Origin of the sequence: Hymenobacter cheonanensis (assembly GCF_030581075.1) — a bacterium.
In the GTDB taxonomy this organism is placed as follows: domain Bacteria; phylum Bacteroidota; class Bacteroidia; order Cytophagales; family Hymenobacteraceae; genus Hymenobacter.
On record NZ_JAUQSW010000001.1, the window covers coordinates 195266 to 219233 of the forward strand.

The 23968-nt window shown below is 59.6% G+C and carries 17 protein-coding genes; 10 read left to right on the forward strand and 7 right to left on the reverse strand.

The window, feature by feature from the left end:
• The first annotated feature begins 85 nt into the window (after positions 1–85).
• Positions 86–949 carry a dienelactone hydrolase family protein gene (locus Q5H89_RS00915; RefSeq protein ID WP_305017404.1) on the forward strand — a complete coding sequence of 288 codons (864 nt, stop codon included), beginning with the start codon at positions 86–88 and terminating at the stop codon, positions 947–949.
• An 89-nt stretch (positions 950–1038) separates the two neighbouring features.
• Here the strand turns inward: Q5H89_RS00915 and Q5H89_RS00920 are convergent, their stop codons facing one another.
• The 3 genes from Q5H89_RS00920 to Q5H89_RS00930 form a co-directional block, all read right to left on the reverse strand.
• The gene (locus tag Q5H89_RS00920; protein WP_305017405.1) at positions 1039–1899 is read right to left on the reverse strand and encodes a hypothetical protein; all 861 of its coding nucleotides are present in this window, start codon (positions 1897–1899) and stop codon (positions 1039–1041) included.
• 279 nt (positions 1900–2178) lie between these two features.
• Positions 2179–3399 carry an alpha/beta hydrolase gene (locus Q5H89_RS00925; RefSeq protein ID WP_305017406.1) on the reverse strand — a complete coding sequence of 407 codons (1221 nt, stop codon included), beginning with the start codon at positions 3397–3399 and terminating at the stop codon, positions 2179–2181.
• Complete coding sequence (locus Q5H89_RS00930) at positions 3396–4109, reverse strand: hypothetical protein (protein WP_305017407.1); 714 nt, start codon at positions 4107–4109, stop codon at positions 3396–3398. Before Q5H89_RS00930 ends, Q5H89_RS00925 begins: the two co-directional genes overlap by 4 nt.
• Before the next feature lie 733 nt (positions 4110–4842).
• Here Q5H89_RS00930 and Q5H89_RS00935 point away from each other — a divergent pair.
• The 4 genes from Q5H89_RS00935 to Q5H89_RS00950 all read left to right on the forward strand — a co-directional run bounded on the left by Q5H89_RS00935 (position 4843) and on the right by Q5H89_RS00950 (position 11140).
• On the forward strand, positions 4843–7935 hold the full coding sequence (locus Q5H89_RS00935; protein ID WP_305017408.1) for a SusC/RagA family TonB-linked outer membrane protein: 3093 nt from the start codon (positions 4843–4845) through the stop codon (positions 7933–7935).
• An 18-nt stretch (positions 7936–7953) separates the two neighbouring features.
• Positions 7954–9657 (forward strand): RagB/SusD family nutrient uptake outer membrane protein, encoded by a 1704-nt coding sequence (locus Q5H89_RS00940; RefSeq protein WP_305017409.1) that lies wholly within the window; start codon positions 7954–7956, stop codon positions 9655–9657.
• Positions 9658–9763: 106 nt separating this feature from the next.
• Positions 9764–10543 carry a SusE domain-containing protein gene (locus tag Q5H89_RS00945; RefSeq protein ID WP_305017410.1) on the forward strand — a complete coding sequence of 260 codons (780 nt, stop codon included), beginning with the start codon at positions 9764–9766 and terminating at the stop codon, positions 10541–10543.
• A gap of 153 nt (positions 10544–10696) precedes the next feature.
• Positions 10697–11140, forward strand: a complete 444-nt coding sequence (locus tag Q5H89_RS00950) for a hypothetical protein (protein WP_305017411.1) — start codon at positions 10697–10699, stop codon at positions 11138–11140.
• 35 nt (positions 11141–11175) lie between these two features.
• On the opposite strand, the gene Q5H89_RS00955 is transcribed toward Q5H89_RS00950, so the two are convergent.
• From Q5H89_RS00955 to Q5H89_RS00965, 3 genes are all read right to left on the reverse strand, one after another.
• Positions 11176–12453 (reverse strand): zinc dependent phospholipase C family protein, encoded by a 1278-nt coding sequence (locus Q5H89_RS00955; protein WP_305017412.1) that lies wholly within the window; start codon positions 12451–12453, stop codon positions 11176–11178.
• Positions 12454–12532: 79 nt separating this feature from the next.
• Positions 12533–13654, reverse strand: a complete 1122-nt coding sequence (locus tag Q5H89_RS00960) for a CaiB/BaiF CoA transferase family protein (protein ID WP_305017413.1) — start codon at positions 13652–13654, stop codon at positions 12533–12535.
• Between the two features lie 72 nt (positions 13655–13726).
• Positions 13727–14467, reverse strand: coding sequence for a class I SAM-dependent methyltransferase (locus tag Q5H89_RS00965; RefSeq protein WP_305017414.1), 741 nt, complete (start codon positions 14465–14467; stop codon positions 13727–13729).
• Between the two features lie 243 nt (positions 14468–14710).
• Here Q5H89_RS00965 and Q5H89_RS00970 point away from each other — a divergent pair, with 243 nt between their 5' ends.
• The 5 genes from Q5H89_RS00970 to Q5H89_RS00990 all read left to right on the forward strand — a co-directional run bounded on the left by Q5H89_RS00970 (position 14711) and on the right by Q5H89_RS00990 (position 23443).
• On the forward strand, positions 14711–16351 hold the full coding sequence (locus tag Q5H89_RS00970) for a DEAD/DEAH box helicase (protein WP_305017943.1): 1641 nt from the start codon (positions 14711–14713) through the stop codon (positions 16349–16351).
• A 404-nt stretch (positions 16352–16755) separates the two neighbouring features.
• Positions 16756–19806 carry a M16 family metallopeptidase gene (locus Q5H89_RS00975; protein WP_305017415.1) on the forward strand — a complete coding sequence of 1017 codons (3051 nt, stop codon included), beginning with the start codon at positions 16756–16758 and terminating at the stop codon, positions 19804–19806.
• A 170-nt stretch (positions 19807–19976) separates the two neighbouring features.
• Positions 19977–21242, forward strand: a complete 1266-nt coding sequence (gene icd, locus Q5H89_RS00980; protein ID WP_305017416.1) for an NADP-dependent isocitrate dehydrogenase — start codon at positions 19977–19979, stop codon at positions 21240–21242.
• 61 nt (positions 21243–21303) lie between these two features.
• Positions 21304–22794 (forward strand): P-loop ATPase, Sll1717 family, encoded by a 1491-nt coding sequence (locus Q5H89_RS00985; RefSeq protein ID WP_305017417.1) that lies wholly within the window; start codon positions 21304–21306, stop codon positions 22792–22794.
• A gap of 109 nt (positions 22795–22903) precedes the next feature.
• Positions 22904–23443, forward strand: coding sequence for a YfiT family bacillithiol transferase (locus Q5H89_RS00990; protein ID WP_305017418.1), 540 nt, complete (start codon positions 22904–22906; stop codon positions 23441–23443).
• Between the two features lie 51 nt (positions 23444–23494).
• Here Q5H89_RS00990 and Q5H89_RS00995 read toward each other — a convergent pair whose 3' ends face one another.
• Positions 23495–23947 (reverse strand): DMT family transporter, encoded by a 453-nt coding sequence (locus Q5H89_RS00995; RefSeq protein ID WP_305017419.1) that lies wholly within the window; start codon positions 23945–23947, stop codon positions 23495–23497.
• Positions 23948–23968 lie beyond the last annotated feature (21 nt).

The window sequence follows — 23968 nt, forward strand, 5'->3', positions numbered from 1 at the left end:
GGCGCGTGTAGCGGGCTGTTTCTAAAACCTCTGCGGAATGGTCCGGTTAGGCTAGCCTACACCGGACCATTCTTTTTTTACTCCCATGAAAAAACTATTCCTTTTGCTGGCCGCCGCCTTCAGCCTCGGCAGCGCCAGTGCTCAAACTACCGCCACAGTACTCAGCTGCTGCGCCCGCCCAACTGGCCCCAATGCCACCGAAGCCTTTGCCATGCTAGCTACCGACAAAGACTTCTCGGGCGGCCACGATGCGCCCCTGCCCTACTCGTATGCAGGCGAAGGCCAGATGATTACCTTTAAAACGACCGATGGCCAGACCGGCCACGCCTTCGAAATCAAGAGCGCCAAGCCCAGCAACAAGTACCTGTTCGTCATCCACGAGTGGTGGGGCCTGAATGATTATATTAAGAAAGAGGCCGCCATGTACGCCCAGGAAATGCCCGGCGTAAACGTGCTGGCCCTCGACCTCTACGACGGCCAGGTAGCCACCACGCCCGAAGAAGCCGGCAAATACATGCAAGGCGTGAAGACCGAGCGCGCCGCCGCCATCATCAAGGGGGCGCAGCTGTATGCCGGCCCCAAGGCGCAGTTTGCCTCGGTGGGCTGGTGCTTTGGCGGCGGCTGGAGCCTGCAGGCCGCGCTGCTCGGCGGCAAGCAAACGGTGGGGTGCGTGATGTACTACGGCATGCCCGAAAAAGACGTCGCCAAGCTCAAAACCCTCAACTCCGATGTGCTAGGCCTCTTTGCCGAGCAAGACAAATGGATTAACCCCGAAGTGGTGAAGCAGTTTGAAAAGGACATGGCCGCTGCCGGCAAGAAAGTTACCGTAAAAGAATACCCCGCCGACCACGCCTTTGCCAATCCTTCCAACCCCAAGTACAACAAGGAGCTAGCCACCGATGCGCACCAAAAAGCGCTGGCTTATTTGAAAGCCCGCCTCAAGGCGTAGCATCCCGGTTTGTTTTCGCCTGCTAAAAAAGTCCCTGCTTCGCACGAAGCAGGGACTTTTTTAGTAAGGTGGGGCTAGCAACGGGCTGGCTAGTCCTGCTGGCGCATTCCCGGAATGCGCGCCGCAAAGGCATGGCCGCGCCCATTGAGCGTGGCCGGAGCCGCGGCAAAGGGCAATGGCCGGCCAGCCAGCGACTGGCGCTGCACTTTCACCAACTGCTGGCGCAGCTGCTGCAGGGCAGCGGCCAGGTCAACCCAGCTTTCGGCCACGTAGTACACCGGCGGGCCAACCGCCGTGAGGTCGGCTTCGGCCGCAGTGGGCTGGCTTAGCTGCGGCACGGCACTGGCTAGCGGCGCATACGTAGCGGCATCGGCCGCGGCGGCTGCGTGCAGGTGGCGCGCCGAGGTGAGCAGCGCCACTCCGTAAAATTGCGGCCGCCCGCCCGGGTTAGCCAACAGGCCCCGCTCGAAGGTGGCGCGGGTAAAACGCCGTAGCAGCACTGTAGCTGCCGGGGTGGTAGCCAGCTCCCAGGCCTGACCCAGCGCTTGCAGCGCCTGCGCATAGCCCGGCTCCAGCAGCAGCGGCACCCGGCCAAACAGGTCAGCAAACAAGTCGGGGCCGCCCGGCGGCTGGTCAAACTCACTGAAGCTGCGCAACCTCGTCACCACCGGCAGCTCGCGCCGGGCCAGCGCTGCATAGTAAGTAGCCTCGCTCAGGGGCTGACCGGTGGGCAGCAGCGTCCAGCCGGTGCGCTGGCGCACCACCTGGGCTACCTGGGCCAGGTTGGGCAAGGCATCGCGGCGCAAGCCCAATTCGACCAGGGCGCGGCCGAAGGCAGGGCTAGCCCAGCGGTGCAGCAGCGCCTGCTGGCGGTCGAACAACATCTTCCAGACCATGCCCGAGGCGGGCGCGGCGGGGTGGTGAGGGCGGGCGAGCAAGTGCAGTGACATGGCGGTAATGAAAAGGAAACAATCAAAAAAAAAGCCCGATTCCAGAAGTCTGGAATCGGGCTGTGAAGCTTAGCTGAACGAGAAGAGCGGTCGCATATTAGTTGCTGAGTGCTCGGGCCAGCTGGCCATGACGCGCGATTCCGGGGCCCGGTTTGGGTCGGCAATACATCGCGATAATGACTAGGTGCTGGCGGTTCATGTGGTGGCAAATATAAGGCCCGGCCTCACATCCACAAGTTTAGAACTGATTTTTGCGGAGATTATGCCCCCCTTGCCCGGCTACTTAGCCAGCAGCCAGCGGTAGGCGGGGCCAAACTCGCGCCGCCAGAACCACTCGGCGTGCCGGCCATCGGCGGGCGCTTTGAAGGCGATGTGGCTAGGGGCCACACCTTTAGCCAGCAGGCCCTGGCGTACTTCGTTCATCAGGGGCACCATGGTTTCGCTTTCGGCCGGGCCGGCCACGAAGTAAAAGCGGCTGGCTAGCGGCGCGGGCCGGCGCTGCTCGTAGCGCAAAAGCGAGTCCTTGGCAAACCAGATGGCGGGCGAGAACACCCCAATCCGCCCAAAAACCTGCGGGTACTTCAGCCCCGCATAAAAGGCGATGAGCCCCCCCATGCTGGAGCCCGCAACGGCCGTGTGCGCCGCATCGGGCCGGGTGCGGTAGTGTGCATCAATGTAGGGCTTGAGGGTGAGGGCCAGAAAATCAGTGTATTGGTCGCCCTCGCCGCCTTTTTTGTACTCGGCATTAACCCAGGGCGAATACTCGTCGAGCCGGCGTGCGCCCCCGTTGTCGATGGCCACCACAAGGCAGCCCGTCGGGTCCTGCCCCTCCCTGGCCAGTCGGTTGAGCGTTTCATCAACGCCCCACTCGCCGGCAAAAGCGGTAGCCTCGTCAAAAATATTCTGGCCATCCTGCAGATACAGCACCGGGTAGCGCCTGTGCGGGCTGGCCCCGTAGCCGGGCGGCAGGTACAGCCACACGCGGCGGGCGCGCCCCCCTAGCTGCGGCAGCCGGAAAGAGTCGGCCAGTACCCGCACATTGGGCGCCCGGGTGTGGGCCTTGGGGCCGGGCGCCGGGGTGCCACCCGGGCGCTGGTCTTGCCAGGCCGCCACCTGAAAGGTAAGCGTAGTAGGCTCGCCGCTAAACGTAGCCTGCCGGTTGGCCACCGGCTGGTACTGCGCGGTAGCCTCGGCGGCAGCCCACGAGCCCCGCGTAAACTTGAACTCCTGGGGGCCGCGCACGCTGGCGGGTAGCGTAAGCTGGTAGCTGCCATCGGGTTGGCGGGCCAGCACGCCGCTGGGGTCAGCGGGCTGCCAGCTGTTGAAAGAGCCGGCTACGTAGAGCGCCTGGCCCGCTGGGGTGGTGGCCGGCACGGCCGTTATGCGGAGCGTGGTTTGGGCCGAGGCAGCCGGCCCGGCCAGGGCTAGCCCCAGCCACAGCCCGCACCAGCGCACTGGCTTCCTGGCGGGGGCGGCATTAGTATCTACCGAGTTGCTCACCGAATAACGTCGCCCCCGTTTCCCCGCTCCGATGCGTCAATCTTACGCAGTGTGTACACGGCCCGCACCGAATCGACCCCGGGCAACGCATTGACGCTAAAGTCAATGCGCGAGCCTTTTTTTTGCGGGCCGCTCACAAAATGCCGGTATTCCTCCGCCGACTCGCGCACCACATATAGGTCGCCGGGGCTAGGCACCTTCAGGCGGGCGTAGGTGCTGTGGCCGTCGGGGGCAGTTTTGCGCTTTTCGCTGTTAGCCAGAATGCTTACGCCGGTGAGGCGGAATTTCTGAGCATCGTTAGTGCCCTTGGGCGGGTCGTAGTTGCCCAGGCCATCAATGAATACTTCGCGGCGGGCCACCAGGTCTTCCAGCGACGTGGTTTTGAGCAGCTCCAAGCTTTTCTCGTCCATCAACAGCTGCTGCACGGCGTTGGGAGGGCCGGTTTGCTGATAAAAAACCAGGACCGGGTCCTTGAGCTTTATGCGGCTGATAACGAGCGGCGGCTTGTCCTCGTCGGCCGCCGCCTCAACCCGCTTAGCCTCTTCCATGGGAGCGGGCGGGGCGGCTACTTTGGCTCCTGGCCGGCCTTTGGGCGTATTTTTGCCGGGCGCGGGCTTGCCAGGAGTTGGCCGGCGCGTTTGCGCAGTGGCACTTACAGCTACCACGAGCAGCCACAGACTGAAGGCTAGAGCGTATGGAAATGGCTTCATGAAAGGGGGACGAAATCGTTCAAAAGTACGGAGGGCGTTTGGTAGCTGGCAAGCACCCGGCCTTTTAAGGAGTTACCAACTTATAAACAGGGCGTTTCGGCACCGTTTCAAAATGCGAAAGCTAGCCTCGGTGGCATCCGTACCTTTGCCTCCCCGGCTTCGAGAAGCGCTTTGCGGTTAGCTACCCGCAATTGCAGCCCGCAAGCGACTTTTTTTTGGCTGATTTCTCGCGGCTCATGGCCGCTGGCACCAGGTGTGGCTTCGTGCAGGCCGGGTGGCTTCCGCAACCTGCTGGCTGCGCCCATCTTTCATTCAGCAGCAGCCACCTTTATCAAATTGTTAAGTATCAATTTTTTGCAAATAGTCCTTCAAGCAGCAGCAAAGCATGAATGCACATTCATAAGCATTGCTATTCTCTGCCTTATCATTCCACTTAGGTGAGCGCTACGCCCTGGCGCGGCCTGCTGCGATAGAAATCGGTTTGTGCACACGGATTTCCCAGGCTTGCGAAGTTGGTTTCTGCCCGGTAGCTGGCTTATCTTGGTGTAGATTCTACCCGTTTTTTTAACATTTTCCCTTCCCCTGTCTGCAATCGATTGCAGATGTTTTGCGAAGCTCTTGGCTCTTTTTACAGGCTGGGCAGCTACTTAAATCAGGAGTCTTTTTTGCTTTAGCTACTCCTTCCACAACTAATTATTTCTATTTCACTTTTCCCCACCCCAGTTTCAAGTTTATGAAACACCCTTACCTGGTGAAACTACGGTTTCTCCTTTTTGTATTACTCGGCCTCACTGCCTCGCTAGGGGCTTGGGCTCAAGCAGGTACCGGGACCGTTAACGGACGCGTGACGGACGCGAAGAACGAAGGCATTCCGGGCGTAACGGTACTCATTGATGGCACCTCGGTAGGCGGCTCTACCAACGCCGATGGTACGTACACCATTTCGGGGGTGCCGGCTGGTGCCCGCACGCTGGTTATCTCGTTTGTGGGCTACTCTACGGTGCGCCAGCCCGTGACGGTGGTAGCCGGCCAAACGGCTACCGTACCGGCCCAGCGCCTCAGTGAGAATGCTACGGCCCTCGGCGAGGCGGTGGTAGTAGGCTACGGCACCCAGCGCCGCCAGGACGTAACCGGCTCGGTAACAACGGTATCTGACAAGGATTTCGTAAAAGGCCAGGTTACCAACCCCGAGCAGCTGGTGCAGGGCAAAGTAGCCGGCGTGCAGATTACGGACGGCGGCGGGGCCCCGGGCTCTACCACTACGGTTCGTATCCGCGGCGGCTCGTCGCTGAACGCCAACAACGACCCGCTGATTGTTATCGACGGGGTGCCCGTTGACAACAGCCAGGGCAATGGCGTAACCGGGGCTTCCAACCCGCTAGCCCTTATCAACCCCAATGATATCGAGACTTTTACGGTATTGAAGGACGCCTCGGCTACGGCCATCTACGGCTCGCGCGCTTCCAACGGCGTTATCCTTATTACTACCAAAAAGGGCCTGGCCGGCGAAGCCGTAACGGTGAATGTAAGCTCGCAAACGTCGCTCTCGCGCCGCTATAACGCACTGCCCGTGCTGTCGGCCGATGAGTTTCGGGCGGCGGTAGCGCAGATTGCGCCCACCAAAGCCAACCTGCTCGGCACGGCCAGCACCAACTGGCAGGATGAGATTTTCCGCACGGCCATGACCTACGACAACAACCTGAGCCTGACGGGCTCGATTGGCAAGTCGGTACCGTTCCGCGTGTCGTATGGCAACCTCAACCAGCAGGGTATTCTGATTACCAACCGCCTGATTCGTAACTCGGGCTCTATCAGCCTGACGCCGGTTTTGCTGGATGACCACCTGCGCATCAACCTGAACGTGAAGGGCTCGGTAACGGACAACAACTTTGCTGATAACGGCACCATTGGTGGGGCAGCGGCATTCAACCCCACGCTGCCCGTGTACTCGGGCAACTCGGCCTACGGCGGCTACTTCGAGTACCTGCAGAACCCGAGCAACCCCAACAGCCCGCCCCAGCAGAACGTACCCTCGAACCCGGTGGCCCAGCTCATGCTGACCCGCGACCGCAGCACGGTACTGCGCAGCATCGGCAACGTTCAGCTCGACTATAAGCTGCACTTCCTGCCCGACCTGCACGCCAACCTGAACCTGGGCTACGACGTGACGCGCAGCAACGGGGCTAAAAACCAGAGCACCCAACTGGCCAGCACCTATTTTAACACGCCTTTCGCGCCCACGGCGGCTACGGCCAACGCCCGCGGCGGCTCGTACACCTTGTATGAGCAGAACCGCCAGAACAAGCTGCTCGAGTTTTACCTCAACTACAGCAAGCAGCTGGGCGACCACCGCATCGAATTGCTGGCTGGCTACTCCTACCAGGATTTCCTGACCACTTCGCCGGCTTTTGCTGGCTACCTGGGCCAGGATGGCAACTACGATGCCAGCGGCCAGCCGCAGCTCATTATCCGCACGCAGGCGCCGGTTAACCCGACCCGCACGCAGTACACCATCCTCTCGTTCTACGGCCGCGCCAACTACAACTTCAAGGACCGCTACCTGCTGACCGCTACGCTGCGTAACGACGCTTCGTCGCGCTTCAACCCGGATAACCGCAATGCCTTGTTCCCGGCCGCCTCTATTGCCTGGCGCATCAAGGGTGAGGACTTCCTGAAGGACAACACCACGTTCTCGGAACTGAAGCTGCGCCTGGGCTACGGCCGCACCGGCCAGCAGGACGTGTTCGGCATTGCCGGCGACTACCCGACCATCCCGCGCTATACCCGCAACACCCTGAACGCCCAGTACCTGTTTGGCGGCGTGGCCTACGACCCCTACTCGCCGCTAGGCTACAACAGCAACCTGAAGTGGGAAACCACCACTACCTACAACGCAGGTATGGATTTCGGTTTCCTCGATGGCCGCATCACGGCCTCGGTTGATGCGTACTACCGCAAAACGACCGACCTGCTGAACGGCATTTACCTGGCCGGCGGCACCAACTTCACCAACTACTACGTGTTCAACGTGGGCTCGCTGGAAAACCGCGGGGTTGAAGTGAACCTGAACATCAACCCGGTGCGCACCACGGACTTCCGCTGGGACATTAACCTGAACGGCACCTATAATAAGAACAAGATTCTGTCGCTCGGGCCGCAGCAGCCCGGCTTTCCGGGCATCGAAACGCAGGGTATCTCGGGCGGCACTGGTACCAACATCGGCATCTTCTCCGTGGGCCAGCCCTCCTCCACATTCTACGTATCGAAGCAGGTATACGATGCCAACGGCAAGCCCCTCGACGGCGTGTATGTTGACCTCAACGGTGATGGCAAAGTAGACAGCAACGACCGCTACTACTACAAGCAGTCGGCCCCCCCAGTTATCCTGGGCTTCAGCTCGAACATGACCTATAAGAAGCTGAACCTGGCCTTCACGCTGCGTAGCAACATCGGCAACTACGTGTACAACAACATTCAGGCGGGCCAGGGCAACTACTACGGCATCACGGGCTCAAGCTCGTTCCTGGGCAACGTAACCACCGACGCCCTGTTCACGCAGTTTCCGAACGCCAACGCCACGAACCACTATTCGTCGGACTACTACATCCAGAACGCCTCGTTCCTGCGTATGCAGAACGCTACGCTCGGCTACAACGTGGGCAAAGTCTTCGGCGACCGCGGGAATCTAAACCTCTCGTTTGCAGTTCAAAATATCTTCGTAATCACGAAATACACGGGCCTCGACCCCGAGATTGCAAATGGGGTTGACAACAACACGTACCCCCGCCCGCGCACCTATACCTTTGGCTTGAACCTGAACATCTAAGTCATCTCCCACCCAGTCATGAAAAAATCATTTATTCGTAGTGCTCAGGTCTTCTCGCTAGCCGCCTCGGTGCTGCTGGTGGCTCCTTCGTGCACCAAGGACCTTGACCGCACGCCGACCTACGACCTGAGCGCGGATGTGGTGTACAAGGATGCTGCTGGCTACAAAAACCAGCTGGCCAAAGTATACTCCGGCTTTGCCGTAACCGGGCCCGGCGGGCCTGATGCGTCGAGCGGCGACATCCAAGGGATTGACCAGGGCACGTCGGACTACATCCGCCAGTACTGGAGCGCCCAGACCCTGACGACCGACGAGGGCGTTATTGCCTGGGGTGACCCGGGCGTGCAGGACTGGCACAACTTCAACTGGACCCCTAGCGGGGTGCTGGTGCGGGGCCTGTACAGCCGCCTGCTGTACACGATTACGATTTGCAACAGCTACCTGCAAGAGTCGACCGATGCCAAGCTGGCTTCGCGCGGCATTGCCAGTGCTGATGCGGCCAACGTAGCGAACTACCGGGCCGAGGTGCGTTTCCTGCGGGCAATGGCCTATTATCACCTCATGGACCTGTACGGCAACCCGCCGTTCATCGATGAGAGCAATCAGATTGGTACTTCGACGCTGCCTAAGCAGATTACCCGGGCGGCCCTCTACACCTTCATCGAAACGGAGCTGAAGGCCATCGACAGCTCGCTGAAGGACGCCCGCACCAACGAGTATGGCCGCGCCGACAAAGCTGCCGCCTACGCCCTACTGGCCAAAATGTACCTGAACGGGGTAACTTACGCTGGTAGCGCCGCTGCCCCCGCGTGCTACACCAACGCCGCTACCTATGCCAAGAAAGTAATCGACGCCGGCTACAGCCTGATGGCTAACGGCACGAGCGGCAGCCGCCTGGCCCGCAATGGCTACGCCAAGCTGTTTTTGGCCGACAATGACAAGAGCAACACGGAAGTTATTTTCCCGGTGGTGTTCGATGGCAAGCTGAGCCAGTCGTATGGCGGCACTACCTTCCTGACCCACGCTGCCGTGTATGGCACGGCCAACTCGGACTGGAGCCCGGTGCCCTACGGCATTGGCGGCGGCTGGGGCGGCAACCGCACCACCCCTAGCCTCTTCAAGCAATTCCCGGATACGGCGGCCGACCAGCGGGGTAACTTCCACACGGCGGGCCAGACCCTGGACGTAACGTCGCAGACGGACTTCAAATACGGCTACGTGCCGGTGAAGTACCGCAACATCAACGTGGCCGGCGTAGCTGGCTCGGACGCGACGTTCGTAGACACCGACTACCCCATGTTCCGCCTCTCCGATATGTACCTGACCTATGCCGAAGCTGTATCGCGCGGCGGTACGGGTGATGCCAGCCTGGCGTTGCAGTACGTGAACATCGTGCGCAACCGTGCCTTTAAAGGACAGCCCGGCGGTACTGCCGGTGCCGTAACGGCTGCTACACTTACGGCCAACGGCTTCCAGTTCTTCCTCGATGAGCGCTCGCGTGAGCTGTACTGGGAGGCTACCCGCCGCACCGACCTTATTCGCTTCGGGCAGTACACCAAGAACTACAAGAACCCGGCTAACAACTACCAGGTGTCGCCCTGGCAGTGGAAGGGTGGCGCCTCCATCAACGGCAACGATGTGGACGACCACTTCCAGCTTTTCCCGCTGCCTTCTTCGGAGCTTAGCATCAACACCAACCTGGTGCAAAACCCCGGCTACTAACCTCGGCTGATAACTTTCTTAGGCGCTGGAATTATTTCACTTTGTGAAGCATTCAGCGCCTAAGAAAGCTTACCACCACTTCCTCCACCCACCAGTCATTATTCCCATGCAATCTTGGATTACTAAATTTGCGCTTGGGGCCGTTGCGCTCGCTTCGCTGAGCTTTTCGGCCTGTAAGAAGGACGAAGTTCGGGCTACCCTGACGCCGAGCAACTCGCCTACGCTTACCTCGACCACCAACACCGTGGTGCTAGCGCAGGCCAATGCCACGCAAACGGCCGCTACCTATACCTGGACGCCCGTATCGTCCCTGGTGTGGGCTAACGCGGACAATACGTACAAGCCCGCCATCACGTATTATATCCAGGTAGATACGAAGGGCCACAACTTTGGCGCCCCGGTTTCTTTGCCGGCCGGCAATGGCCCGAACACGGCCCTGACCGTGAGCGACCTGAACACGGCCCTCACTACGCTGGGCGTGACGCCCGGCACGGCTACCGATGTGGAAGTACGCCTGAACGCTAGCTACGCCACCAACTCGACCACCGTTTCCAACGTGCTGCCCCTGAAAGTGACGACGTATAAGGTGTGCGTGCCCCCGGCTGGCTCGTCTACCTGGAGCATCATCGGCCCGGCGGGCGTAGACTGGAGCACGGACGTGCCCCTGACTTACAACTGCGACACGAAGACGTTTGACATCACCCGCACCCTGAACGCTGGCGACTTCAAGTTCCGGGCCAACGGTGCCTGGGATGTAAACTACGGCAGCAACAGCGCCACGGGTGGCGCCATTGTAGCCAATGGCTCTAACATCACCGTGGCCACGGCTGGTACCTACACTATCAAGCTGGACCTCAACAATAAGGTTTACTCGATTACCAAGTAGCCTTTCCGCCTTGCACAAAAAAAAGCCGCTGGTAGCCAGCGGCTTTTTTTATGCGCGTAATTTTCGGCACTGAAATGGCAAAGAAACCTTTTAACCTTGCCGGCGAGTTAAACTGCGCCTAGCCAACTGCTGTGCCGCTCTCCTTCCGTTATCATGCTCAAATTTTCGCTATCCTTTCTTAGTGCCTGTGCTTTGCTAGGGGCTGTTCCGAAGGCTGCCCAGGCCCAGGCTCCGGCGGCCCGCCCGGCGGCGCAAGCTGCTACCAGCGCCAGCGCCCGTGCCGAGGCTCTCACGGCCAACATGACCCAGGCGCTGGGCCTGACGCCCGCCCAAACCGAAAAAGTGCGGGTTATCAACACTGCTTCGGTGCGCAACGTCGAAACGGCCCGCCAGCGCTACGGCCAGGAACCCGCCAAGCTGCGGGGCTACATTGATGACATCAGCCTGGCCCGCCTCGACCAGCTTAAGGATGTGCTCACGCCCGCGCAGTTTGCCCGCTACCAGCAAAAGCGGGAGGAAAAAATGGGCATCCCTACCATCCGGGGCAACCAGGGCACCCCGCCGCCCGGCCTGCGCGAGGGGCGCGGCGAAAACTAAGGCTAGCCCGGTTGCCACGCCCCATACGCGGGCTGCTACATTTTCAGGGCGCGCAGGCGCGTGAGGGCCTCTTCGGTTTTCAGGCGCTTGTCCTTTTCCTTTTCTTCCTCATCTATCGGCGCGCTGCCGGCGTTGGAGAAGAAGGTGAGAATATTCTGGCGCATGGGCACCGACAGGTCCTTGAAGTTATTTTTGTCGAGTTCGCGCACCCACTCGCCATAGGTGCGGTCGGCTAGCTTATACTCGCCGAGCCTGGTGGGGTGGCCGGTGTCAAAATCGGTGTTTTCCAGCTCGGGCGGCGCCTGGGTGGTGGCCATCTGCTCGTTGGTGAAGGCGCACAGCGTCACCATCGTTTGGCGAAAGCTCGCCCGAAACAGCGCCTGTGCCTCGGGCGAGGGCGCAATAAACTTCAGGCTCTTGAGCTTGCCCACCTTCGGCAAAACCTGAATGATGCCGGCCACGATGCGCGCCCCAAACCCGGGCCGCTCGTAGCTGGTACCAAACTCCTGCTCGTACTCTTCCTTGCTTTGCTTATACACGTAATCGCGGCGGCGAATACGCTTATTCACCTTGCGCAACTCGTGCCGATTGGCCCGCCAGGCCGCCCGGCTGGCCAGCGGAATAAGATTGCGCACCGCAAAGCGGTACGAGCCCAGAGCCAGGTCCACGTTGAAAATAATCTGCTTCAGCTCCAGGCCGTAGGTGCGGGCAAAGGCGCGCTCCAGCGCCTCTTTGCTCACCTTAAAGCCGATAAAGCCGTGGTACTCGGCCGAGCGGTATTTGCCGGCGGCCAGCTGCGTTACATCGAAGGCAAACTCGGTGCGGCCGTGGGCGATTGGGTCCTGCTCGTAGGTAACTACCGGGCCGTATTCGGCCTTGAGCTTGGGAAAAAGCAGCGGCACCGATTTATTGATGCCCAGCTCGTGGCCGTAGATGTCGGCCGCATAGTGGGCCAGGGCCCCGAGCGCAAAGGCATATTCGTTGCGGTCTTTGGCTTCTTTCAGCAAGTTCTCGACAAAATCGCCCGAGCGCACATAGTGCGTTAGGTTGGTGAACAGCGCCGAGCCAAACGGATAATAGCCCATGTCCTGGATGATGGAGCCGCCGTAGGCATAGGCTTTGGCTTCGCGCAGCTCATCGGGAGTGCCGCCCGGAAAACGACGCTCGATGGCCGGCCGCAGGCACGGCAGCCAGCAGGAGTCGATATTGGCCTGGTGGCTGAGCACTGAGTAGGCCCGCGCTGGCTGCTGCACCACCAACAATAGCCCTAGCAGCAGCGCCCCAAGCAGGCGCGACGCAAATGCAGAATTCATGGAAAGAGAGTAAGAACTGGCTCAACGGCAAAGTACGCTCCGGCGTTGCACGGCCGAGCTTACCCCGCCCCCGCCACCCCTAGCCGGCCAGGGGCGGCGGCTCGGTGAGGTGCGTGGCCAGCGGCCAGGTGCTGCTGCGGAAAGCCACCGTGCGCAGCCCCTGGTACGGAAACTGCCCGCCCGGGGCGGGCAGCAGCATACCCTGGGCCGAGTCGTGCGCTAGGGCCTCGCCTACCGAGCGCACGGCCCCGGCCGGCACCCCTAGCCGCGCCAGCTCGTGCAGCAGCGCCGTGCCGTTGAGTTCGGCAATGCGCACAAGCAGTAGCTCTTCGAGGGCCGCACGGTGGCGCACCCGCGCCGGATTGGTGGCAAAACGGGGCTCCTGGGCCCAGCGCGGGCGCATCAGCACCAGGCACAGCTGCCGAAACTGGGCATCGGTGCCCACGGCCAGCACGAGGCGCTGGCCATCGGCGGCGCGGTACACGGTGCCGTAGGGCACAATGCCGGGGTGGCCCGAGCCTAGCGGCACGGGGTCGCGGCCGGTCACGAGCCAGGTTGCCCCCTGGTTGGCCAGCGAGGCTAGCGCGCTGTCGAGCAGGCTCACGGCCAGCAAAGCCCCCCGGCCGGTTTTCTCGCGCTGATACAGCGCCGTCAGAATGCCTTCCTTAAGCTGGTGCGCAGCCAGCAGGTCGATGAGGGCCACCGGCATCTTCTGGGGCGGGTCGGCGGGGCTGGCGGCATTGAGGTGCATGAAGCCGGTTTCGGCCTGTAGCACGGCATCGTAGCCCACGCGCGGGCTAGCCGGGCCGTAGCCCGTGAGGTGGGCGTAGATGAGGCGCGGGTTGGCCGCCGCCAGCGCGGCGTAGCCAACGCCAAATTTCTCGGCATCGCCGGGCTTATAGCTGGCAATCAGCACATCGGCCTGGGCGGCCAGCTGCTGCAGCTCGGCCTGGGCAGCGGGCTCTGTCAGGTCGAGCGGCACGGAGGTTTTGCCCCAGTTAGACGCCGCAAAGTAGGCCGATACGGAGCTATCGGGGTCGTCGCCGGGGGTGCGCCAGGTGCGCGTCACGTCGCCGGCCGGCGGCTCCACTTTCAGCACCGCTGCGCCCAGCTCGGCAAAAAACTGGCCCACCTGCGGGCCGGCCAGCACGGTAGCCAGCTCCAGCACGCGCAGGCCGGCAAAGGGAAGATTGGGAGTCATCGTTTCACGAGAAAGAAGCCAGACCAGCTACATCGCTCGAAGGGCAGCTTTATTACAGCGCAGCCCTAGCGGCTACACCACGCCGGCCCGCGCAAAAATGGGCACCGCAATTGCACGCTCGCCCGCGCCCCACAGCTGCGTCAGCTTATCGGCCACGAGGGCCACCATATCGGCCCCGTCGTGTTGCCGGGCGTAGTTGGCCGTGGCCGACCAGCTGCGCAAGTAGCCCAGCATATCCTCTATTTTCCAGTACCTTACCACCGAAAAGTGCGCCCGCCGCACCCTGGCAAACGGAAACGGAATGCGGGCATATTCCTCCGTAATATGCTGCCGGTTGGTATCCCAGTACGGCGCGGAAGTCTGGTCGTGAAACTCATCGAGCACCTGGTTCAGCGCGTCGCTGTCGAGGCGGCACAGGCCGTAGCCCCACTCGGCCAGCACGGTGCCGGGGCCGGCCACGCGCCGCACCTCCCGGTGGTAAGCCTCGATGTCGAACCAATGCACGGCCTGGCCCACCGTAATGAGGTCGAAGTAGTCGTCGGGGAAAGGCGTGTGCTCGGCAGTTGCCACCTGGTAATGCACGTTGGGCAAGCCGGGCGCCAAGGCCAGCTGGCTGGCGCTGAGGTCGGTAGCCTCCACCTCGCGAAAGTATTGGGCCAGCACGGCCGCCACCTGGCCGTTGCCGGTGGCGCAGTCCCAGGCGCGCAGGCGGTTAGGCACCTGGGGCAAAAGCCAGGCGTATAGTTCGGGCGGATAATCAATTCGATAGCGCGCGTAGTGCGCAGCCTGGGCGGAAAAGCGGTCGAGGGCCATAAGAGCAGGTAGGGGCAGCTTTGGTTTGCCGCTCAGCAAGGATAAGCGATAAAGCGGCAAGCGAAAGCTACCCCTACGTAGCAGCCCGCAAGCGGGGCACTTATCCGGCTTACCTTTGTTCTAAATCAAGCGGTTTGCTGGCCCGGGAATACAAGGTCAGCCCCTATTTCTCACTTCATTAGCTGAACCTTGACTTTCCACGATTTCAACCTCCACGACGACCTGCTGGCCGGCGTGGACGCCATGAACTACCTCAACGCCACGCCCATTCAGGAGCAGGCGATTCCGAAAATTCTGGCCGGCAAAGACCTCATTGCCTGCGCCCAGACCGGCACCGGCAAAACGGCCGCCTACCTCGTGCCGCTGCTCGACAAGATTTCGCACGCCAAGCACGGCACTACTTCCACCCTGGTACTGGTGCCTACCCGCGAGCTAGCCACCCAGATTGATGAGCAGGTGACGGGCTTCGGCTACTTTGTAGAAGCCTCATCCATTGCCATTTACGGTGGCGGCAAAAGCGAAAACTGGGAGCAGCAGAAGCGCGCCCTCACCTCGGGCGCCGACATTATTATTGCCACGCCGGGCCGCCTCATTGCCCACATGCAGCTAGGGTACGTCAAGTTCGACGACCTCAAGTATCTGGTGCTTGATGAGGCCGATAAGATGATGGACATGGGCTTTGCCGATGACATTCTGAACATTGTGCGCCAGCTGCCCAAAACGCGCCAGACGCTCTTATTCTCGGCCACCATGCCGAGCAAAATCCGCGACTTCTCGCAGCAGATTCTGCACGAGCCCGACGAGGTGCGCCTGGCCGTGAGCAAGCCGGCGGCGGGCATCAACCAGCAGTTTTACATGACCTTCGACCACCAGAAGCTGCCGGTACTGGAGCACCTCATAAAGGCCCAGGACGTGCAGAGCATGGTGCTCTTCACCAGCAAGAAGGCGGCCGTGGCGGGCATTGTGCGCTCGCTCAACAAGCTGGGCTACCCGGCCCAGGGCATCAGCTCCGACCGCACCCAGGAGGAGCGCGAAGCCACCATGCGCGCGTTCAAGAACAAGCAATTTCCCATCCTCGTGGCCACCGACGTGGTGAGCCGGGGCATTGATATCGACTCGCTGAGCCACGTGGTGAACTTCGACGTGCCCCGCGCCGCTGAGGATTATGTGCACCGCATTGGCCGCACGGCCAGGGCGGCTACGACAGGCACGGCCATCACCTTCATCGCCGACCAGGACCAGGACCGCATCGTCAAAATTGAGAAGCTTATCGAGCGCGAGATTGAGAAGCAGGCCATTACCGAAGGCCTGGGCTACGGCCCCGCCCCCGAGTTCGACCCCAAGCGCTTTAGTGGCCTGCGCGGCAAAACCGGCCCGCGCGAAGGGGGCCGGGGCGGCAGCCGTGACCGCGGCCCCCGCCCCGAAGGTGACCGTGGCCCGCGCCCGCCCCGCGCCGAAGGCGACCGCCAGAGTAGCCGCGACCGCGGTCCCCGCCGCGACGGCAACGCCAAAAACGACCCACAGCGCGCCGAGCGCCTGGCCCAGGCTGCTGCCCGCCTGGCCGCCATTGATGCCGGCCAAACGCCCGTAGCTGCCTACGTAGCCCCGCCCCGCGAAGCCCGCCCCCCCCGCGAGCCGCGTCCCGAAGGCGGGCTAAAAGATGGCGCCAGCCACTCTCCCCGCCCCCCGCGCCCGCCCCGTGAGCCGCGCCCCGAAGGCACCGAAAACACGGCCCCGCGCGAGCCCCGCGCCGAGGGCGACAAGCCCGACGGCCAGCGCCGCCGTAAGCGCGGCGGCCGCAACCGGGGCAAAGGCCCCCGCCCGGCCGATGGCACCACGCCTTCGGCCACCGCAGAAGCGCCGGCTGCTCCTAGCGCCGAGTAGCTTTTGCCCAGGAAAACCCGACGTATAGCCAAAGCCCGGCCAACCAGCAGTTGGCCGGGCTTTGGCTTGGGTGGCCAGGCTACCCCAGGGCCGGCCGGCTGGGCAAGGGCTGCCGGCACGGGGTTGTTCGGGCTTGGCCAGGGGCTAAAAGGCCGACTGCCGCCGCCAGCCAGCATGTACTGCGAATGCAAAAAATAAGTGCGGACCAGTAGTTCTCCTGCCCGGTATTAGTGCGCGAAGCTGCGTAGCGATTTTGCGCAAACGCATGTATTTTAAGCAACTACCCGCCTGGGTGCAACTGCGCAAGGTAACCCTGCGGAATTGATTTTTTTGTTTTTTATTCCCCGCACGAACTTCTACCTTTGTGCCCCTGTAAACTCCCCCGCGCTCTGACTAGTAAGTTTGTGAATAGACCGTTGTTGCTCCTGCTGCCAGCTTTGGCAGCGCTGGGCCTGACTACTCAGTGCCAATCGAGCAAGCCTGCCGCTACGGCTGCCACGGTTGCTCCGGCTACTGGGCCAGTTACCCCGAAGGAGTACCGCTACGAAACCGCGCCCAACGACCCACTCGGCGTGCGCGTGTACAAGCTGGCTAACGGCCTGACTGTCTACCTATCAGACTACAAAAACGCGCCGCGCATCCAAACCTACGTGGCCGTGCGGGCAGGTTCTAAGAATGACCCGGCCACCGCCACCGGGCTAGCCCACTACCTGGAGCACATGGTGTTTAAGGGCACCTCGAAGCTCGGCACCAAGGACTGGAGCAAGGAAAAGCCGGAACTGGACAAGATTGAGGCGCTGTACGAAACCTACCGCGGCGAGCGTAACGACCCGGTGGCCCGCAAGCGCACCTACCACCAGATTGACTCCATCTCGGGGGTGGCCGCGCGCTATGCCGTGCCCAACGAGTACGACAAGCTGATGGGCAGCATCGGGGCCAAGGGCTCGAACGCGCACACCTCCAACGAGGAAACGGTGTACGAGGAAAACATCCCGAGCAACCAGCTCGAAAAGTGGGCCGCCGTGCAAAGCGAGCGCTTTCAGGAGATGGTGCCGCGCCTGTTTCACACCGAGTTGGAGGCGGTGTATGAGGAAAAAAATACGGGCTTAGATTCAGATTTCCGCAAGGAGTTTGAGGCACTGAATGCCAGCCTCTTCCCCACTCACCCGTATGGCACGCAGACGACCATCGGCACGATTGAGCACCTGCAAAACCCGTCGATAACGGAAATTAAAAAGTACTTCGGCGAGTACTACGTGCCCGGCAACATGGCGCTTTGCCTGAGCGGCGACCTGGACTACGACCAGACCATCCGGCTGATTGACAAGTACTTTGGTGGGCTAGCCAGCAAGCCGGTGCCGACGTTTAGCGCGCCGGTAGAAAAGCCGCTGACCGCGCCCATCGTAAAAGAGGTTCTGGGACCGCAGTCGGAGAACGTGATGCTAGGCTACCGCTTGCCTGGCAAGGCTACCCGCGACGCCCTGCGCCTGCGGATGCTGGATAAAATCCTGTCCAACGGCCAGGCCGGCCTCTTCGACCTCGACCTGAACCAGCAGCAGAAGGTATTGCAGGCGCAGAGCCTCACCGACCTCAACGACGACTACTCCTCGCACGTGCTCTACGGCACCCCACGCCAGGGCCAGAAGCTGGAAGATGTGCAGGCGCTGATGCTGGCCGAAATAGCCAAAGTGAAGCGCGGCGACTTCCCCGACTGGCTCATCCCGGCCATCGTGAACAACGAGAAACTGAGCCGCACCAAGAGCTACGAAAGCAACGAGGCGCGGGCCAGCGCCATGTACGAGGCGTTTATCGAGCGCGTGAGCTGGGCCGACTACGTGCAGCAGAACGAAGATTTTGCCACCATCACCAAGGCCGAAATCATCAAGTTTGCTAACGACAACTACGGCCAGAACTACGTGGCCGTGTTCAAGCGCACCGGCGAGGACCCAAACAAGGTGAAGGTGGTGAAGCCGGCCATAACGCCGGTGCCCGCCAACCGCGACGCGGCCTCGGCTTACTACAAGGAAGTGTCGGCGCTGCCGAGCACCGAGCTGAAGCCGGTTTTTATCGACTACAAGAAGGACATTCAGACGGCCGAAATCAAGCCCGGCCTGCCGCTCTACTACACCAGAAATACGGAGAACGAGTTATTCAGCCTGTTCTACGTCATCGACCTGGGCACCAATAACAATCCGCTGCTCGACGTAGCCACGGACTATTTGCAGTACCTGGGCACCGGCCAGTACTCGGCGGCACAGCTACAGCAGGAGTTCTACAAGCTAGGGTGCTCATTTGCCGTTAGCAGCAGCCCGGACCGCGTGCTCATCAGCCTCAGCGGGCTCGATAGCAACCTGGAGCCAGCCATGCAGCTGTTTGAGCAGGTGCTCAACAACCCGCGCCCCGACGCGACGGCCCTTAAAAACCAGGTGGCCGGCATTTTGAAGCAGCGCCAGGATGCCAAGCTCAACAAGAGCGTGATTCTGAACCAGGCCATGCTGAACTACGCCAAGTACGGCCCGCGCAATCCGTTTACGGATATCGTGCCCGAGGCGCAGCTGAAAGCGCTGAAGCCGGAGCAACTGACGAGCCTGCTAAAAAGCTTATTAACTTATCAATATCGCGTGCTGTATTATGGGCCGCGCGGAGTATGGGACCATGGTGAAGTTACTGTTGGTGGTCTTGATTCGAAAGGGAAATTTGTTTCTAATAGGAATCCTCAACCCGCGCCAGATGGCATAGCCGATATTTTTCGCAGAACCCATCAATCACCAACTCCCCTCAAGCCGACTCCGCCCGCGAAGGATTTTGCTGAGCAGCCGCTGAAAGACAAGAAAGTCTACTGGGTTGACTACAAGATGGTGCAGGCCGAAATCCTGTTCCTGACCAAGGGCGACGTGTACGACCGCCTGATGGCGCCCACCGTGGCGCTCTACAACGAGTATTTCGGCGGCGGCATGGGTAGCATCGTATTTCAGGACCTGCGCGAGAGTAAGGCGTTAGCCTATTCGGCCATGTCGCGCTACGCGAACGCCGACAAGACGGGCCGCTCGAACTACATCCTCAGCTACATCGGCACGCAGAGCGACAAGCTGCCCGAGGCCATGGCCGGTATGGAAGGCCTGCTCACCGACATGCCCCTGGCCGATGCCAACCTGGCCATTGCCAAGCAGAGCATCCGCAACAGCATCGCCACCGACCGTATCACCCATGAGGGCGTGCTGCTCAGCTACGAGCGGGCCCGCCGGCTAGGCCTCGACTACGACGTGCGCCGCGATGTGTATGACCAAACCCAGAATATGACGTTTGCCGAATTGCAGAAATTTCAGCAGGCCAAGATTCGGGGCCAGAACCAGGTTATCCTGGTTATCGGCTCCAAGGACCGGCTGAATTTCAAGGAGCTGGCCAAGTACGGTGCCGTGCAGCAACTGACCCTGAAAGAGATTTTCGGGTATTGACCACCCACGATTACCCTCACGTCTGTCATGCTGACGAAGGAAGCATCTCGCCAGGGCACGCAACCCTGACGCTATCCTGGCGAGATGCTTCCTTCGTCAGCATGACAAAGACGAAGAAACGACTGACTTCCCACCTGAACTGACAACGAATACTAGACAATCTTTTCCTCATGGCAGAGCAAAAAATCACCATTAAAAATGGCAAGCTGAATGTACCCGACCAACCCACCATTCCCTTCATCGAGGGCGATGGCATTGGGCCGGACATTTGGCGGGCCTCGCAGCGCGTATTTGATGCCGCGGTAGAAAAAGCCTACGGCGGCAAAAAGAAGCTGGTGTGGAAGGAAGTGCTGGCCGGTGAAAAAGCCTATAAGCAACTCAACAACTGGCTGCCGGCCGAAACGCTGGACGCCTTCCGCGAATACCTGGTGGGCATCAAAGGCCCGCTAACCACGCCCGTGGGCGGCGGCATCCGCTCCCTGAACGTGGCCCTGCGCCAGGAGCTGGACCTCTACGCCTGCGTGCGCCCCGTGCGCTACTACGACGGCGTGCCCTCGCCCGTGAAGCACCCGGAGCTGACCAACATGGTCATCTTCCGCGAGAACACGGAGGACATCTACGCCGGCATCGAGTACATGAATGGCACCCCGCAGGCCCAGAAAATGCTCGAATTCCTGCAAGACGAGATGGGCGTGAAGAAAATCCGCTTCCCCGAGTCGTCGTCGTTCGGCATCAAGCCGGTGTCGAAGGAAGGCACCGAGCGCCTCGTGCGCGCTGCCATCAAGTATGCCCTCGAAAACAAGCTGCCCTCGGTGACCCTGGTGCACAAGGGCAACATCATGAAATTTACCGAAGGCGCGTTCAAAACCTGGGGCTACGAGCTGGCCGAGAAGGAGTTTGGCGCCAAGGTATTCACTTGGGCGCAGTACGATAAAATCGTGGCCAAGCAAGGCGTGGCCGTGGCCGACGCCCTGCAAAAGCAAGCCCAGGACCAGGGCAAGCTCATCATCAAGGACAGCATCGCCGATGCCTTCCTGCAGCAGATTTTGCTGCGCCCCGCCGAGTACTCGGTAGTGGCCACGCTGAACCTGAACGGCGACTACATCTCCGATGCCCTGGCGGCCATCGTGGGTGGCATCGGCATCGCGCCGGGCGCCAACATTAACTACCTCACCGGCCACGCCATCTTCGAGGCTACCCACGGCACCGCCCCCAAGTACGCCAACCAGGACAAGGTGAACCCCGGCTCGGTTATCCTCTCGGGCGTGATGATGCTCGAGCACCTGGGCTGGAAAGAAGCCGCCGCCCTCATCAACAAGGGCCTCGAAGCCGCCATCGCCAGCAAGCGCGTTACCTACGACTTCGAGCGGCAGATGGAAGGCGCTACCCTGCTCAAAACGAGCGAGTTTGGCGACGAGATTATTAAGAATATGTGATATTTTTTTATTCTAACAAATGCGGGAGCAGTAAAGCTCCCGCATTTTTAGTGTTATTACCATGACTGTTTCTGAAAAAACCATTGTCCTTAATCGACTTGATATAGGTTCAGTAATAGCTGAACAAGATGAATTACTTACCCAGTGCTTCGTTTCTCACCATGCACTTGATGAGTTGCTCAATGATAGAAAAGACCTGATACTGGGTAGTAAAGGAGCAGGTAAGTCCGCTTTATGGAAAGAAATTAAAGAGAAAAGAGGCACTTATTCTCAACTTGATGACACAGAGTTAGTATTAGCGACTAATCATACTGGTGACCCTGATTTTAGAGAAGTTTTCAAAAGCATATCTTCCACAGATTTTCCTAACGCTGACCAATTGCGAACTGCTTGGAAAATATATCTACTGGCATTATTTTTCAAACAGATTAAAGAACGTATAGAAGAAGACAAAGAATTAAAATCTTTTGAAAAAGAGTTAAAAAGTTATAATATATTATATACTCAACCTCATAATTTAAAGAAACTCCTCAATTTTGCGATTGATAAAGCTCGTTCAATAAGCAAAGCAGACATAAAAGTTGATGAAGTAGAGATAGGGGCAGAATTCAAGTCGCATAACTCAAAAAATCACACGAATGAGTTAATTATAATTCCGTTCAATGACCTTTATAAGAAATTAAGTGAAATTGCAAGCAAATATCAATTTCGGGTTTGGATTATATTAGACCGCTTAGACGAGATTGTGTTAGGTGATGAGGATAAAGAGAATATTATCCTGAAAGGATTACTTCTGGCTTACCGCGATATTTCTGATTATAAAACATTGCGCGCAAAAATTTTCTTACGCGATGATGTATATCTACGGGTTGGAGACACGGGTCATTTTCCTGCATTGACCCATATTAATAGTAGGGCTACTAGCCCTATTTCTTGGGAACTAAATGATTTGTTAGAGCTAGTAGTAAAACGGCTTTTAACTAATAAAGACATTGCTAAGCTTACAAGCACCAAGAGTAATGTGCAAATGAATTCAGTTGATAGAGAAAAGGTTTTTTATAGCCTATTTCCTAAAAAAATCGACCAAGGTCGTGCAGCTGATGGATTTAAATGGATATGCGACCGATTATCAGATGGCAATGGCATTGTAACACCGAGAGACCTTTTATCTGTAATTGAGAAAGCAAAGTCTTTCCAAATTAGACAAAATCAGAGGGATAATGTAGAACTACCAGAAAGCTTGCTATTCACTACTGACTCTATCAGAAAAGCTGTAAAATCAATTTCCAATTCAAACCTTGAAACAAGAATTTATCCTGAATACCCTGACTTAAAATCAAAAATAAAACTTTTTGAACGCGGTAAGGCAGACCATAATGACTTAGCTCTGGAAGAATTACTAGGCCAAGATTGGTTATATATTGCAAAAAGGCTAGAGCGTATAGGATTTCTTTATAAAAGACGTAAGAGTGGAGTCGACATTTGGACAATACCTTTCTTTTACAGCTTCGCGCTTGAGATAACAAGAGGCTCAAATTTCAAATATAAATAATTATTTAATAGGAAGTCACTATTTTCAACTAGTGCGAGTCATACTGTACTAAACCCGCACCAGTTGCTAAGCCCCACCTGCTACCTTCGAGGCCTAGCAATTCCCCGCCATGCCCTCCCCCACTCTTCCCGACGACCACCTGCGCTTTCCCATTGGCCGGCCGCAGTTGCCTGTCGCGCCCCTCTCGCCAGCCGAGCGTGCTGTATATCTGCAGCAGCTGGCCGAGTTTCCGGCGCTGCTGAAGGCAGCCGTGGAGCGGGCCGGGCCAGCGCGGATGGAGCTGCCCTACCGCCCCGGCGGGTGGACGGGCCGCCAGGTAGTGCATCACCTGGCCGATACGCACCCGAATTTGTACAGCCGCTTTCGGCTGGCGCTCACGGAGGACAACCCCACCGTGCGGCCCTTCGATGAGCAGACCTGGGCCGCGCTGCCCGACGTGGCTGTGACGCCCCTGGCCGTGTCGCTGGAGCTGCTGGCTAGCCTGCATGTGCGCTGGGTAACGCTGCTGGGGCAGTTGAGCGAAGCGCAGTGGCAGCGCACCTTTTACCACCCGCGCTACCAGACTACCAGCACGCTGGAGCAAGCCTTGGTGCAGTATGCCTGGCACGGGCGGCACCATTTGGCGCACCTGGGGCTGCTGAGCGGCTAGCCTCAACCCGAGAGCCGAAACACCGGATGCCGTTTAGCTTCTGGGTTGGGGCTAGAACTTCGAGATAAGGATGACGCCAAGCACCAACAGCGCGCAGCCAGCCATGCGGCCAGGCGTGAGGTTGTGCACCTCCGCCCCGAACCAGCCGTACTTGTCGATTATCACCGACATGAGTAGGTTGGCTGAGATGGTGAGGCCCGCGAAGGCGCCCGCGCCCACTTTGTTTACAAACATGAGGCCCGCTACCACGGCGCCCGCCCCGGCCAGGCCGCCCAGCGGCGCCCACCAGGGCATGGTTTGAATGCCTTCCAGCGTCGGCAGCGGCTTGGGGCTGCAAATAAACAGGCAGAACAGCAGTGCGATAATGGGCATGAATGACAGCAGGCTAGCCAGCCAGGGGTTGACCAGCGACTTCTGCAAAGCGCCATTCATGGGTGGGCCCCAGGCCTGCAGCAAGCCGGCGGCGAGGATGAGGGGGTAGAGGAAGGCCGGATTAATCTGCATAAAGAGGAGCTGAAAGAGTGG

Bases quoted from the DNA above. Each gene is read 5' to 3' on its own strand.
- Q5H89_RS00915 (WP_305017404.1), top strand. From the start codon at position 86: ATGAAAAAACTATTCCTTTTGCTGGCCGCCGCCTTCAGCCTCGGCAGC.
- Q5H89_RS00920 (WP_305017405.1), bottom strand. From the start codon at position 1,899: ATGTCACTGCACTTGCTCGCCCGCCCTCACCACCCCGCCGCGCCCGCC.
- Q5H89_RS00930 (WP_305017407.1), bottom strand. From the start codon at position 4,109: ATGAAGCCATTTCCATACGCTCTAGCCTTCAGTCTGTGGCTGCTCGTG.
- Q5H89_RS00935 (WP_305017408.1), top strand. From the start codon at position 4,843: ATGAAACACCCTTACCTGGTGAAACTACGGTTTCTCCTTTTTGTATTA.
- Q5H89_RS00940 (WP_305017409.1), top strand. From the start codon at position 7,954: ATGAAAAAATCATTTATTCGTAGTGCTCAGGTCTTCTCGCTAGCCGCC.
- Q5H89_RS00945 (WP_305017410.1), top strand. From the start codon at position 9,764: ATGCAATCTTGGATTACTAAATTTGCGCTTGGGGCCGTTGCGCTCGCT.
- Q5H89_RS00950 (WP_305017411.1), top strand. From the start codon at position 10,697: ATGCTCAAATTTTCGCTATCCTTTCTTAGTGCCTGTGCTTTGCTAGGG.
- Q5H89_RS00955 (WP_305017412.1), bottom strand. From the start codon at position 12,453: ATGAATTCTGCATTTGCGTCGCGCCTGCTTGGGGCGCTGCTGCTAGGG.
- Q5H89_RS00960 (WP_305017413.1), bottom strand. From the start codon at position 13,654: ATGACTCCCAATCTTCCCTTTGCCGGCCTGCGCGTGCTGGAGCTGGCT.
- Q5H89_RS00965 (WP_305017414.1), bottom strand. From the start codon at position 14,467: ATGGCCCTCGACCGCTTTTCCGCCCAGGCTGCGCACTACGCGCGCTAT.
- Q5H89_RS00970 (WP_305017943.1), top strand. From the start codon at position 14,711: ATGAACTACCTCAACGCCACGCCCATTCAGGAGCAGGCGATTCCGAAA.
- icd (WP_305017416.1), top strand. From the start codon at position 19,977: ATGGCAGAGCAAAAAATCACCATTAAAAATGGCAAGCTGAATGTACCC.
- Q5H89_RS00985 (WP_305017417.1), top strand. From the start codon at position 21,304: ATGACTGTTTCTGAAAAAACCATTGTCCTTAATCGACTTGATATAGGT.
- Q5H89_RS00990 (WP_305017418.1), top strand. From the start codon at position 22,904: ATGCCCTCCCCCACTCTTCCCGACGACCACCTGCGCTTTCCCATTGGC.
- Q5H89_RS00995 (WP_305017419.1), bottom strand. From the start codon at position 23,947: ATGCAGATTAATCCGGCCTTCCTCTACCCCCTCATCCTCGCCGCCGGC.